Origin of the sequence: Pokkaliibacter sp. MBI-7 (genome assembly GCF_029846635.1) — a bacterium.
Taxonomy (GTDB): Bacteria; Pseudomonadota; Gammaproteobacteria; order Pseudomonadales; family Balneatricaceae; genus Pokkaliibacter.
On sequence record NZ_JARVTG010000001.1, the window covers coordinates 3,758,781 to 3,771,810 of the forward strand.

The window sequence follows — 13,030 nt, forward strand, 5'->3', positions numbered from 1 at the left end:
ATGATGCCAGGAGCTGACCTGCAACTGCTGCAGACTCCCGTGACGTTGATTGGCTGCCGTACACCTTAACGACTGACTATGAAACTGCAGTGATGGCTCCCGCCACCCTGCCAGCAAGACGTTTCAGATCGCTGTCATTTGCTGGTATGGGCGTAGCTGCCATCCCAGTCATCACCGGGTGGCGCCTGTCTCAGGGCTCTCACTCTTTCCAGATAAAGCAGGTGCAGCGATTGATGCTCAGTCTGATGCTGTAATTCTAGCAATAAGCTTTCAGCTGCGTTCCACTGCTGGGCGAAGTAGTGCGTCAGTGCCTGGTTAAAACGCGACAATTCGTAGCGCTGTGCCTCGGTGAGGTGTGCAAGTCTGCCCAGCGGTTCATATATCGAGACAGGTAGCTGTTTACCTTTGACCTTCACCCTGTCGACTGGCATAAAGGCCCAGTCAGGACATTGCGCCTGAGTGAACTCACTGACCAGCAAACGGACCCCATAAAATTTGGTCAGCCCTTCAAGGCGTGAGCCCAGATTGACCGCATCGCCGATCACCGTATAGGCCCGTCGGTAACTGGAGCCCATATCGCCGACGTTCATATCGCCGGTATTGATACCAATGCCGATATCAATGGCTGGCAGCCTTTCAAGCTCAAATACCCGTTGCAGTTCATCGGTAATCTTCAGCATGGCAAAAGCCGTTTCTACCGCATGTTCGGCATGCGCCGGGTCTTCCAGAGGAGCATTCCAGAACGCCATCACCATGTCGCCGACGTATTTGTCGATAGTGCCCTGATGTTCAAAGATGGCCTTGGTTATGGGGGAGAAGAACCGGTTCAGTACGGACTTCAGCTCACTGGCCCCCAGTTTTTCGGAAATACTGGTAAAGCCACGAATATCGGAAAACAGCACGGTCATCTCACGGCGTTCGCCGTCCATTCCCAGCCCTTCCGGGTGATTCAGCATGCGCTCGATATGGGCTGGCGGGACATACTGATCAAAAATCGACTTGATGCGACGCCGCTGGCGGGCCTCACCAAAGAATCCGGATGCCATGTGAAAGACGGTGAGCGCGGTGATCAGTAACAGGCTCAGCGTCAGCGGCACATCCAGGCGCCATACTACCCACAGGTAGCCATTGATCAGCACCACGGCAGTCACCAGCAGAGTGCCATTGATGGCCATGGCCAGTGGCCCCAGCAGAGGTAATAGCGCATTCAGTACACTGCCAACCAGCAACATCAGCACCAGCAGGGCGCCATCTGCCCAATCGGGATGGACAGGTAACAGCTCCGGGTTGAGCAGCCCTTCAAAGACGTTGGCATGGACCTCCACTCCGGGGTAGAGCACACCGACGGGCGTGGCGCGCAGGTCAGCGTTACCAACGGCAGACGTGCCGACAAATACAATGGCATTACTGAATACGCCCGCTGGTAAGTGCCCGCTCACTGCATCCGTTGCTGAAACATAAGGGTAGCTGTAGGCAGCACCCCGATAAGGGATCAGCACCCTGCCAAAGGTATCGGTCGGTACTCGCTTGCCGCCCACATCGACACCAATGATGGAGCGATAGTCTCCAATCTCCGCCGTGTCCACGTTGAAACTATCCGACAGGGTGTAGAGCCGCGCGGCCTCCAGAGCTAATGAGGGGTAGAGAATGCCTTGATGGGCCATCAGCAGCGCGGCCGAACGGATGAAACCGTCGTCGTCCGGAGTACTGTTGATGAAACCTGTACCTGCTGCGCGCTGCTGTAGCACCTCGATATTAGCCAGATAGCCTGGAAAGCTGGCAACGGCCAGCGGTTTACTGCTGTTGTCTGTTGTCAGCACCGCTGACGGCAATTCACCACGAATCACGTTGCTGTCATCCTGAAACAGGATACCGAGCACGGTATCCGTATCTTGCAAGTGACGGGCCAGCGCCTGATCAGCATCCAGCTGTCCAGCCAGAGGGGCCAGCTGTTGCCTGATCTGAGGATCCTGTACGTGTGCCATGACCAGCTGCACAGGATTGTTCTGCGGTTCGGCAAACAGAATGTCGAAGGCCACCACGGCGGTTCCTGCCTGAGCCAGATTGGCCAGCATCTGCGCTACCTTGTCGCGGCTCCATGGCCAGCGCCCCTGTTCACGCAGGCTACGCTCATCGATGTCGACAATGACAATGGGCAGGCTGGAGTGAGGGCGCCAGCGGAGTGTCGACTTCAGCCGGAAGTCATAGAGGATGCCGTCTATCCGTTTCAGTACGGCAATGCTGTCGGTCGAGGAGGAAACATACGCTACCTGCAGAGCAGCGATAAGCAGCATCAGCAGACAGCCACCGATGATCTGACGGTAGTGTTTGCGCCAGTAGCTGCTCAGGCGCATGACAGGCACATACCTTCTCTGGCAAAGCTGACAGGGAAGGGCAGGGCCTGGGTGGCAAGGCCGGCGGCAATCGCGTCCAGTTCGTCGTCACTGCGCTCCGGGTCGTAGCTGAACAGCACAAGGTGTTTCACCGCTGCTGCCTGAGCCAGAGCAACGGCTTCGGATACCAGCGAATGGCCCCAGCCGTGTTTCATCGGCATGTCTCTGGGCACATATTGGGCATCGTGCAGCAGCAGGTCGACACCGTGCACAAATTCGCACCATTTCTCGAACGACGTTACGGGGGTGTTCGGCGGATTGAGTTCGTTGTCAGTGACGTAGGCAAAGCGCTGTCCGTCCGCTTCAATCAGATAGGCGCTGCCCCCGCCGGGATGATTGAGTGGACAGCGCTGGATGTGGAAGCCCTGCAAAATCCAGGCGTGGCTGGTGGGGGTGTTCTCTATCTGAATGCGTGCCGCCAGGGCTGTCGCCGGCACCGGAAATACACTGCCCTTGAGCTGGTTAAGAATGGCGTACGGCTCATGGGGCGTGGTTAGTCCGGGAAAAATATGAATTTCACGATCACGCTGGTAGGCCGGGCGGAAGAACGGGAAGCCCTGAATATGGTCCCAGTGATTGTGAGACAGCAGCAGGGTAATGGGGCGAGGGTCCGTCAGCAGCTCAGTACCGAGCTGCCTGATACCCGTGCCTGCATCGAGAATGAGCTGCTCGCCTGCATCGTTGCGAACGAGCACGCAGGCGGTATTACCGCCGTAGCGAACGGATTGCTGACCGGGGGCAGGGATGGAGCCTCTCACACCGTAAAACTGAATGTGCATAGTGATACCTACAGCGTGGCGTGATCCGCAAAAAATACCTGTGGAAAACGTAGTCCATGACCCACCCGCTGGCAATCCGTACGTATTGCCAAAGTGGTTCTGCTAATGGCGATCGCATTTTTGCATCGACACAAGAAATGACAGTAAAATCCGCGCCCGCTTGGGAAGGAGTGAATTCCAGGTCGCTTTCCCGACACTGACCCCCTTTTATTGCCCTGCGGCTGTTACTGATAATTTGTCTGGTTTGCCGTAGGGCGTTCCATCGCAACTCATGTAGCAAGCCTGCGGGCAAGGGGGAAAGCGCCAGCGGGAGTGCTGGGTCGACTTCCATGTTGTCTGCCGTGCGGGTCTCTGCCTGTATGTCTGAGCTGCCGATACATAGCTGGCTCAGCGCAGAGCGGTACACAACAACAAGATTGCATATGTTGCCCGGAGCAGGGGCAGGTATGACCTTTGAGGACCTTTGAATGCAAAAACAGCCTAACCAAATGCTTTGGCAAGGCGTGTATCTGGTGATAGTGGTAGCCTTCTGTGCTGTGGTCTACGCCTCCAGTAAACACATCAACTACAACTGGAACTGGCAGCGTGTCGTTCCCTACCTGATCAATACCGAGCCGCAATCGGTTCGTGCGCCCTTTGACGGTACCGCCAAAGTCAGTACTGACGACAAGACCCTCACACTGGTGCCCGATGCCGGTGGCGAGCCGGTAGTGGTGAAGAAGTTCAGTGCGATTTCGGTGAACGATGGTGATCTGATTTTTGAAGGTGACCAGGTGGCCACCATCAGCAACTGGCGCATCGGCCCTATCACCGAAGGCATGATCACCACTCTGGAGATCTCGCTGGCATCGCTGGTGTTTGCGGTGATCATCGGTCTGTTTATCGGCCTTGGCCGTATCTCCCGCAATCTGGCTATCCGCCAGCTGTGTATCACCTATATCGAGATCATCCGCGGCACGCCGCTGCTGGTGCAGATCTTTATTTTCTACTTCTTTATCGGCACCGTGCTGTCACTGGACCGCTTTACCGCCGGTGTGGCATCGCTGGCGGTGTTCACCGCAGCGTATGTGGCGGAAATCGTCCGCTCCGGTATCCAGTCGATTCCACCCGGACAGATGGAAGCGGCCCGCTCGCTGGGCATGACCTATGTGCAGGCGATGGTCAACGTCATCCTGCCGCAGGCCTTCAAACGTACCCTGCCACCCATGGCCGGTCAGTTTATCAACCTGATCAAGGACTCCTCGCTGGTGTCGGTTATCTCCATCACCGACCTGACCAAAGCCGGTCGTGAAGTGGTCTCCGCCACTTTTGCTCCGTTTGAGGTGTGGTTCACCGTGGCGCTGCTGTATCTGGTGATGACCGGCGCGTTGTCATGGATGATCCAGCGTCTGGAAAAGAAACTGGCAGCCAGCGATTAAGGCGAGGACGATACGATGCATTTACAGAACGCCGAAGACATCATCATCGCCAAAGATGTCGACAAGATTTACCCCAATGGCTGCCATGCCCTGAAAAAGGTCTCGGCTTCCATCAAGAAGGGCGAAGTGGTGGTGATTATCGGGCCGTCGGGCTCCGGCAAGTCCACCTTCCTGCGGACCCTGAACCAGCTGGAAACCATCTCCAGTGGTAGTATCGTCATCGATCAGGTCGATATGTACGGCAAAAATACCAATATCAACAAGCTGCGTGAGCATGTGGGTATGGTGTTCCAGAGCTTTAACCTGTTCCCGCACAAGAGCGCCCTGCACAACGTGATGATGGCGCCGCTGAAAGTCTCCAAACGGGCTAAAAGTGAGGTGGAAGAACATGCTAAGGCGCTGATGAAGAAAGTCGGTCTGGCCGAGCGCATGAACAACTACCCCAGCCAGCTGTCGGGCGGTCAGCAGCAGCGTGTGGCTATTGCCCGGGCACTGTGCATGAAGCCGAAAATCATGCTGTTTGATGAGCCCACCTCGGCGCTGGACCCGGAAATGGTCGGTGAAGTGCTGGATGTTATGAAGAGTCTGGCCAAAGAAGGCATGACCATGGTGGTGGTGACCCACGAAATGGGCTTTGCCCGTGAAGTGGCTGACCGGGTGCTGTTCATGGAAGACGGCGAACTGCTGGTGGAAGATACCCCGGACAAGTTCTTCCATAACCCCACTCACCCGCGCCTGCAGCGTTTCCTGTCGCAGGTGTTGTGATGATGCTATTGGCCTGCGCAATGACTCGGTAACAACAGATCAGTAGAACAGGCCAGTAACAACGGTCCAGTAATATCCAGCCCAGAAAAAATCATGCCTGGCAGATAGCCAGGCATGATTCCTTTCCCTTCCTGCTGGCGGATTACAGCAAATCACGCAAGCGGTAGTACATCATCGCCAGCACCAGCGAAGGTGTGCGTAACCAGCGCCCTCCGGGGAAGCTCTGGTGCTTGAGCCTGCCGAAGATATCCAGACGCTGGCTCTCGCCGTGAATGGCTTCTGCCATGATTTTGCCGGCAAGATTCGTCAGTGCCATACCGTGCCCAGAGAAGCCCTGTGCAAAGTAAATCGGGTCATTTCCTAGTCGACCGAAGTGAGGGGCACGGTTGACGGTGATATCCACCATGCCTCCCCAGGCAAATTCGATTTTGACATCGTGCAGTGACGGGAAGACTTTCAGCATGCGACGGCGCAGACCACTGCTGAGATCAGGGGGCTGGACGCCGGAGTAACTGACGCGGCCACCGAACAGTAGACGATGGTCGCCGGTCGGGCGATAGTAGTCGAGGACGAAATTGGCATCCGAGATAGCGTAGTAGCCAGGCAGCAAACGACGCAGTCGCTCCTCACCAAGCACTTCCGTAGACACGATATAGGTGCCGACAGGCATCACTTTGGAGGCCAGTTCAGGCACTAGCTGCCCCAGATAGGCATTGCCTCCCAGAATCAGATGGCGGCATTTCACGCTGCCAGTGGCAGTATGCACCACGGGGCTGGCCCCCCGCTGCAGGGAGGTTACACGGCTCTGTTCGTGAATGATAACGCCACTGTCATAAACGGCTTTGGCCAGTCCCAGCGTGTAGTTCAGTGGATGTAAGTGCCCACTAAAGCTATCGGTGATGGCACCAATGTACTGGTCACTGTTGATCAGTTGTGACAGATCACTCTGGTTGAGCAGCTGGAGATGGGGATACTGATACCGCTCGCTGATGTCATCAAACCAGTGTTTCAGTCCATCCATATGCCGGGGCTTGAGGCCTGCCACGGCGGCGCCATCGAACCAGTCACAATCGATCTTGAACTCGTTGATATGGTCGCGAACCAGTTGTACGGCTTCCACCGACATGTCCCACAGCTTTTTGGCATCGTCGAAGCCCAGCTGTGCTTCAATCGGTCCCATTTCACAGGCATAGCTGGTCAGTACCTGACCGCCACTGCGCCCAGAAGCGCCCCAGCCGAGACGTTCCCCCTCCAGCAGCATGACCTGATAACCCAGACGGCGTAGCTCCAGCGCTGCCGCAAGGCCGGTAATACCGCCACCGACAATGCAGACATCAATCTCCTGGCTGCCCTGCAACGGCGGGAAAGGGGGAAGGCCTTCTCGTTGTGCAGTGTGGCTGTAGAAAGAGCGTGGATAGTCCTGAAGCATTGACATTGGCGGCATGGGTAACCCCTCGGTCGGCCAGATGGGAGTGTAGAGTTAACGGTTCTAGTGTGCGTGGAGTCGCTAAAATCCGTCGTCTTGCCAAAAGTGGCACTGAAACGTACTGCTGTCACCGATGCGCTGATCTGGCAGCGCGGTGGGTCGGTAGTGGATGTGTTACTGCGTTGGAGTTTTCCGCTTTATATGCAGAATCCTCCCTTGAAAAGTGATCACATTATGTCTAGCTTAGTACTGCGACGCAAACGGGAAAACAGATATATTCCGCGTCAAATCGCACCGGCCTTTGTTCAGGGCTTTTCTGGAAAGTTTCTCCTTGATCAAAAACGTATCACAAAATATGTCGGGTCGGTTCCTATCAACCTGCCTAGGAGCAGTTTATGGTTTCCATACAAGATTGGTTTAAAGAGAACAAAATCATAGAAGTAGAGGCTATCGTTCCCGATGTCTCGGGGGTTGCTCGCGGCAAAATTGTGCCTGCAGAAAAATACTCTCAGGAAAATGGTATGCGCCTGCCTGAGGGTATTTTTCTGCAGACGGTAGCCGGTGATTTTCCCGATGAGTATTACGATGACACCATCAAAACCGATGGGGATATCATTCTGCGGCCCGATTTAAGCACGCTTTGTCTGGTGCCCTGGGCAACGGAACCGACGGCACAGGTGATTCACGATGCCTATCATCATGATGGCCGGATGGTGGATATTGCTCCCCGCTATGTCCTGCAGCGCGTGCTGAAGCTGTATGAAGAGCGTGGCTGGAAGCCTGTTGTCGCACCAGAGCTGGAGTTTTTCCTGGTGAAACCCAACACTGATTCGGATTATCCCCTTGAGCCGCCTGTCGGTCGTTCGGGGCGTCCTGAGTCTGGGCGCCAGTCTTACAGTATCGATGCGGTAAACGAGTTCGAGCCACTGGTCGAGGATGTATACAACTACTGCGAAAAGCAGGGGCTGGAAATTGATACCCTGATCCACGAAGCAGGGGCCGCTCAGCTGGAAATCAACCTGCTGCATGGCAATGCGCTGACGCTGGCCGATCAGGCCTTCCGGTTTAAGCGGACCATGCGTGAAACCGCTCTGCGTCACAGTATGTATGCCACTTTTATGGCGAAACCCATGCAAGGGCAACCAGGGAGCGCCATGCATATCCACCAGAGCGTGGTGGACGCAGCGACGGGAGAAAATATCTTCAGTCAGAAGGATGGCCAGCCATCAGCACACTTCCACGCTTATATCGCCGGGCTGCAAAAATACACGCCTGCGGTAATGGCGATGCTTGCGCCGAACGTCAACTCTTATCGCCGCCTCGGGCCAAATAGTGGCGCGCCAGTCAACGTGAACTGGGGATACGACAACCGTACTGCTGCCTTCCGCGTGCCAATGTCATCACCTGAAGCTCGACGGGTAGAAAACCGCCTGCCGGGTGCGGATGCCAATCCCTATCTGGCGATGGCGGCCACGCTGGCCTGTGGCTATCTTGGGTTGATTGAAGGGCAGATGCCCAGTCAGCCCAGTGATGCACACTTACAGGCTAGTGCCGATGATCTGCCGCAAACCCTGAATGAGGCGCTGCGCTTGTTCGGTGGCTGTGAAGTATTGCGTGATGTGCTGGGTGATCGTTTTGTTGAGGCGTACAGAGCCGTTAAACATGCGGAATACCTGACCTTCTGGCAGGTAATCAGCTCCTGGGAGCGCGAATACCTGTTGCTCAACGTGTAGTCATTAATAGCGACTTGCGCTGTCTTTCTCGCCTTGATGGGGAGGAGTAGTATTGCTACTCATTCTTATCAGGGCGATTTTGTTTTTATTGCCTGCATGGTCGTATAGCCGCTGTTCTGATCCGGGAGTGTGACGATGAAAATAACGATACTGGACGATTATCAGGGTGTCGCTCTGAGTATGGCCGACTGGAGTGAGGTGCATAAGCTGGCTGAAGTGAGGGTCTGTCGCGAGTTGCTGACAGGCGAGGCACTGCAGGCGGCTATCTCGGATGCGGATATTATCTGCGCCATGCGTGAGCGTACCCTGTTCGACAGGGCACAACTACAGCAGTTACCCAAACTGAAGTTGCTGATTACATCGGGGATGCGTAACGCAGCCATCGATATGGATGCGGCCAGAGAGCTGGGAATCGTCGTCAGTGGGACGCCTAACAATGGGGCTGCTGCAGCTGAACATACCTGGGCACTGATTCTGGCGGCTGTACGTCATATCCCCCTGGAAGATCAGCGAATTCGGCAGGGGCAGTGGCAAACTACTGTGGGTGGCGATCTCAAAGGGAAAACACTGGGGATTGTAGGGCTCGGCAATCTCGGTCAGCAGGTTGCCAGGGTGGCTCAGGTATTCGGCATGAAGGTGCTGGCCTGGAGCCCAAATCTGACAGCAGAGCGCGCTGCGGCAGCGGGAGTGGAGTATGCCGATAAGCAACGTCTGTTGCAGCAGTCCGATATCGTTACGTTGCATATGAAGCTGAGTGAGTCCACGCACCATTTGCTGCAGGCGGATGATCTGGCATTGATGCCAGCTCATGGGATTCTGATCAATACATCACGCGGGCAGCTCGTAGAGGAGAATGCTCTCATTACCGCTCTGAGTAACGGCAAGATCGCGGCAGCGGGGCTGGACGTATTTGATCAGGAGCCCATTGCACCGGATCACCCCTTGCTCAAGCTGAGCAATACGGTGTTGACCTCTCACGTAGGCTTCGTTACCAGGGAAACCTATACCCTGTTTTATCAGGGGATGGTTGATGCCATTGTTGCATTTTGTCAGGGGGCGCCTACCAAAGTACTCAATGGCTAACTGACTTGTTGCGCAAGCCAAAGACGGGCTCTGGTGGTGCAAATCTATATGGCACCACCAGCACTCATATAGGCGCGGCTGAAGCAGGCGTAGAACTAGCTTTCATACCCCCGAGGGTTGCTTGACTGCCAGCGCCAGGTGTCGGCACACATCTCATCAATCCCCCGCTTTGCCTTCCAGCCTAATTCACGTTCAGCCTTCGCCGGATCTGCGTAACAGGCGGCAACATCGCCAGCCCGTCTTGCGACCTGTACATAGGGAACGGGCTTGCCACATGCTTTTTCGAAAGCCTTCACCATATCCAGCACGGAATAGCCCTGGCCGGTGCCGAGGTTGTAGGTTAATACGCCTGAGTCCGTCTGATCTAACTTCTCCAGTGCTTTGAGGTGGCCATCGGCAAGATCCATGACATGGATGTAGTCCCGCACGCCGGTGCCATCATGGGTGGGGTAGTCACTGCCAAAGACCTGCAATGCCTCCCTTGTTCCCACCGCAACCTGACTGACATAGGGCATCAGGTTATTGGGAGTGCCATTGGGATGTTCACCTATGAGGCCACTTGGGTGAGCACCCACGGGATTAAAGTAACGCAGAAGAGCTATTTTCCAACCCTGATCAGCCACAGGGAGATCGCGCAGCATTTCTTCCTGAATCAGCTTTGACCGACCGTAAGGATTGGTTGCTGAGGTGGGAAAACCCTCACTTATAGGCAGGCAGGCTGGATCGCCATAGACCGTCGCTGAAGAACTGAAGACCAGTGTTTTGCAACCAGCCTGAGCCATCACCTCGCATAATGTCAGGGTGCCACTGACGTTGTTCTGGTAATACCAGAGAGGTTTTTGCACCGATTCGCCTACCGCCTTGAGCCCGGCGAAGTGAATAACTGCCTGAATCTGGTGGGCGTGGAAAATCGACTTCAGGGCATCAGCATCATTGATATCTGCCTGATAGAAGGGAACGGATCTGCCGGTCAGCTGCTCTACTCTCTGTAAGGCGGTCACGGAGCCATTTACCAGATTATCGAGGGCTACAACGTGATATCCGCCAACCAACAGCTGGTGGATAGTATGGCTACCGATATAACCCGCTCCACCGGTAACGAGTATGCTTCCTTGTTCAGACATGATGATTCCCTGCCGTGATTTCTCGCAAAGAAGATAGCAGAAATAAGATGGGGGGGGGGTCTTAAACCTTCTGCATGACACCTGAAAAATATGCAGAGAAGTGAACTATTTGAAAGAAATATATACATAGCACTTGAGGCTCATCGGGGCACAAAAAGGTATGGTTAACGCGGTCGTATTCTTGTCATCACAACATCTAAAATAAAAGTGTAAGTGGATGTCTCGCGAATAATAAATCTGTGTAAAATTCAAAGTGTATATATGTGTCCATATGTATCCTATGGCAAAAGTTGAAAGGGCACATATCTGGAATGACTTGGCTACCGGTTAATTAATGAAATACAAAAGACTACCGCATTCAGCGACTCATCAAAGGGTCGTGGCACTGAGTCGTTCTCAAAAGAAAGCCGTCATGGTCGTAGCGGACCTGATCGCTCTGCCTGGTGCACTGCTGTCGGCGTATATGCTAAGGCTCTCCACCTGGTGGCCAGTAGAGTTTTTACAACCTGCCTGGTGGCTGTTTGCAGTGCTACCCATTCTGGGTGTTTTCGTATTTGCCAGGATTGGCCTATACCGAGCAGTGATTCGGTTTATGGGGGCTCATGCCATTCTGGCGATAATAAAGGGGGTCGCCGTATTGGCGGTTGTCCTTGCCTGTCTTGCATATGCCCTGAATGTAAGTCCTTTTCCCAGATCCATACCCGTCAACTTTGCCCTGGTTGCCTTGGTCTATGTTGGCGGAACGCGACTACTGGTGCGTCAGTACTATCAGTGGCTGGTCCGCCATTTTGTGGACAAGAAGCCTGTGCTCATATACGGAGCTGGTGGAGCAGGCGTGCAGCTGGCGGCGGCACTGGATAATGGTGGAGACTATTTTCCGGTTGGATTTGTCGATGATGATCCAAGACTGTGGGGAGAGATAGTGCGAGGTCGCCCTGTCCACAGGCCTAAGGATATAGAGGCACTGCTTGCACGATATGGCATCCGGCAAGTGCTGCTGGCGATACCTGCTCATAGTCGTGACGCTCAGCGTAGCATTGTTGAGAGACTGCTCCGTTATTCCGTTCAGATACAGACCGTGCCGAGCATGGCAGAAATTGTTGAGCACAAAGTAGCTATTGAGCAGCTGAGGGAAATTCAGCTTGAAGATCTCTTGGGAAGAGAACCTGTTCCTGCTATACCAGAGCTTCTTGAGAGATCAATCGTTGGCAAATCGGTACTGATTACTGGTGGTGGTGGAAGTATTGGTGCTGAAATTGCCCGGCAAGTAATAGCTCATATTCCAAGCAGACTTATTATTCTGGAGCAAAGCGAGTATGCGCTTTACCAGATCGCGTTGGAGCTCGAAGAAATAAGGGATTCCCGCCAGATATATGGAGTTGAAGTCATCCTCGTGCTGGGCTCTGTTTGTGATGGTTTGCTGGTCGAAAAGACACTGGTAAATCATAAGATCCAGACGGTATATCATGCTGCAGCCTATAAACACGTGCCTATTATTGAGGAAAATATCCAGCAGGGTATAAGGAATAACATTCTGGGTACCGCCACACTGGCCCATCTTGCAAGTAAGGTTGGTGTAGAGCGGTTTGTACTGATCTCTACAGATAAGGCAGTCAGGCCGACTAATGTAATGGGAGCAACTAAACGCGTCGCAGAGCAAATTCTGCAGTCATTGGTAATGGAAGGGACACAAACAAGATTCTGTATGGTCCGCTTTGGTAATGTCTTGGGCTCGTCCGGTTCTGTTGTGCCGCGCTTCCGGGCACAGGTAGAGCAAGGTGGACCCGTAACGGTTACCCATCCAGACATCACGCGGTATTTCATGACAATTGAAGAGGCATCTAGTCTGGTGATACAGGCAGGATCCATGGCAAAGGGTGGTGAAGTATTTGTACTGGATATGGGCGAGCCGGTCAAAATAAGACACCTGGCAGAAAAAATCATCGTGCTTATGGGATATACAGCAAAAAGCGTAGACAACCCTAAGGGCGATATAGCGATAAGGTATACAGGCTTAAGGAAGGGCGAGAAGCTATATGAAGAACTGCTGATAGGCAGCGATTCAGAAAGAACATCTCATCCGAAGATTATGAAGGCCATGGAGGAGTGTGTTGAATATGCAAAACTTGCCGAGTCTTTATCCGTCTTCGAGAACCTGCTTTTGACTGACCAGGAAGATAGCGATCTGAATAACATACTTTGCCAGTTGCTGGGGGAGTTGGTATCAGGCTTTAGCAGAGTACAAGAAGTAGAAAGCTTTGATAAACAAAGCCTGGAGTTGAAATAGACTGGAAGCTCAGTGGCTTCTG

9 protein-coding genes are annotated in these 13,030 nt (G+C 54.0%); 5 read left to right on the forward strand and 4 right to left on the reverse strand.

Annotated elements, in window-relative coordinates:
• Positions 1-134: 134 nt before the first annotated feature.
• Together QCD60_RS16655 and QCD60_RS16660 are read right to left on the reverse strand one after the other, a co-directional pair.
• The gene (locus tag QCD60_RS16655) at positions 135-2,354 is read right to left on the reverse strand and encodes an adenylate/guanylate cyclase domain-containing protein (RefSeq protein ID WP_279787204.1); all 2,220 of its coding nucleotides are present in this window, start codon (positions 2,352-2,354) and stop codon (positions 135-137) included.
• Positions 2,345-3,172: an MBL fold metallo-hydrolase gene (locus QCD60_RS16660; protein WP_279787206.1), complete on the reverse strand. Its 828-nt coding sequence runs from the start codon at positions 3,170-3,172 to the stop codon at positions 2,345-2,347. The genes QCD60_RS16655 and QCD60_RS16660 overlap by 10 nt, the downstream gene beginning before the upstream one ends.
• Positions 3,173-3,639: 467 nt before the next feature.
• Between QCD60_RS16660 and QCD60_RS16665 the strand changes: the two genes are divergently transcribed.
• Both QCD60_RS16665 and QCD60_RS16670 read left to right on the forward strand, forming a co-directional pair.
• A complete protein-coding gene (locus tag QCD60_RS16665; RefSeq protein ID WP_279787208.1) occupies positions 3,640-4,590 on the forward strand; it encodes an amino acid ABC transporter permease in 951 nt (316 codons plus the stop codon).
• A 39-nt stretch (positions 4,591-4,629) separates the two neighbouring features.
• Positions 4,630-5,355 carry an amino acid ABC transporter ATP-binding protein gene (locus QCD60_RS16670; protein WP_110188862.1) on the forward strand — a complete coding sequence of 242 codons (726 nt, stop codon included), beginning with the start codon at positions 4,630-4,632 and terminating at the stop codon, positions 5,353-5,355.
• A gap of 142 nt (positions 5,356-5,497) precedes the next feature.
• On the opposite strand, the gene QCD60_RS16675 is transcribed toward QCD60_RS16670, so the two are convergent.
• Positions 5,498-6,799, reverse strand: a complete 1,302-nt coding sequence (locus QCD60_RS16675; RefSeq protein ID WP_279787209.1) for an FAD-binding oxidoreductase — start codon at positions 6,797-6,799, stop codon at positions 5,498-5,500.
• Between the two features lie 377 nt (positions 6,800-7,176).
• Here QCD60_RS16675 and QCD60_RS16680 point away from each other — a divergent pair, with 377 nt between their 5' ends.
• Together QCD60_RS16680 and QCD60_RS16685 are read left to right on the forward strand one after the other, a co-directional pair.
• Positions 7,177-8,514: a glutamine synthetase family protein gene (locus QCD60_RS16680; RefSeq protein ID WP_104156722.1), complete on the forward strand. Its 1,338-nt coding sequence runs from the start codon at positions 7,177-7,179 to the stop codon at positions 8,512-8,514.
• Positions 8,515-8,649: 135 nt separating this feature from the next.
• The gene (locus tag QCD60_RS16685; protein ID WP_279787211.1) at positions 8,650-9,597 is read left to right on the forward strand and encodes a D-2-hydroxyacid dehydrogenase family protein; all 948 of its coding nucleotides are present in this window, start codon (positions 8,650-8,652) and stop codon (positions 9,595-9,597) included.
• 95 nt (positions 9,598-9,692) lie between these two features.
• Here QCD60_RS16685 and galE read toward each other — a convergent pair whose 3' ends face one another.
• Positions 9,693-10,721, reverse strand: coding sequence for a UDP-glucose 4-epimerase GalE (galE, locus tag QCD60_RS16690; RefSeq protein WP_279787213.1), 1,029 nt, complete (start codon positions 10,719-10,721; stop codon positions 9,693-9,695).
• A 379-nt stretch (positions 10,722-11,100) separates the two neighbouring features.
• On the opposite strand from galE, the gene QCD60_RS16695 reads away from it, so the two are divergent.
• Positions 11,101-13,008 carry a nucleoside-diphosphate sugar epimerase/dehydratase gene (locus tag QCD60_RS16695; protein WP_279787215.1) on the forward strand — a complete coding sequence of 636 codons (1,908 nt, stop codon included), beginning with the start codon at positions 11,101-11,103 and terminating at the stop codon, positions 13,006-13,008.
• Positions 13,009-13,030 lie beyond the last annotated feature (22 nt).

What these genes read in the sequence shown, in the direction of transcription:
- QCD60_RS16655 (WP_279787204.1), bottom strand. Translation starts at nt 2,354, where the DNA reads ATGCGCCTGAGCAGCTACTGGCGCAAACACTACCGTCAGATCATCGGT.
- QCD60_RS16660 (WP_279787206.1), bottom strand. Translation starts at nt 3,172, where the DNA reads ATGCACATTCAGTTTTACGGTGTGAGAGGCTCCATCCCTGCCCCCGGT.
- QCD60_RS16665 (WP_279787208.1), top strand. Translation starts at nt 3,640, where the DNA reads ATGCAAAAACAGCCTAACCAAATGCTTTGGCAAGGCGTGTATCTGGTG.
- QCD60_RS16675 (WP_279787209.1), bottom strand. Translation starts at nt 6,799, where the DNA reads ATGCCGCCAATGTCAATGCTTCAGGACTATCCACGCTCTTTCTACAGC.
- QCD60_RS16680 (WP_104156722.1), top strand. Translation starts at nt 7,177, where the DNA reads ATGGTTTCCATACAAGATTGGTTTAAAGAGAACAAAATCATAGAAGTA.
- QCD60_RS16685 (WP_279787211.1), top strand. Translation starts at nt 8,650, where the DNA reads ATGAAAATAACGATACTGGACGATTATCAGGGTGTCGCTCTGAGTATG.
- galE (WP_279787213.1), bottom strand. Translation starts at nt 10,721, where the DNA reads ATGTCTGAACAAGGAAGCATACTCGTTACCGGTGGAGCGGGTTATATC.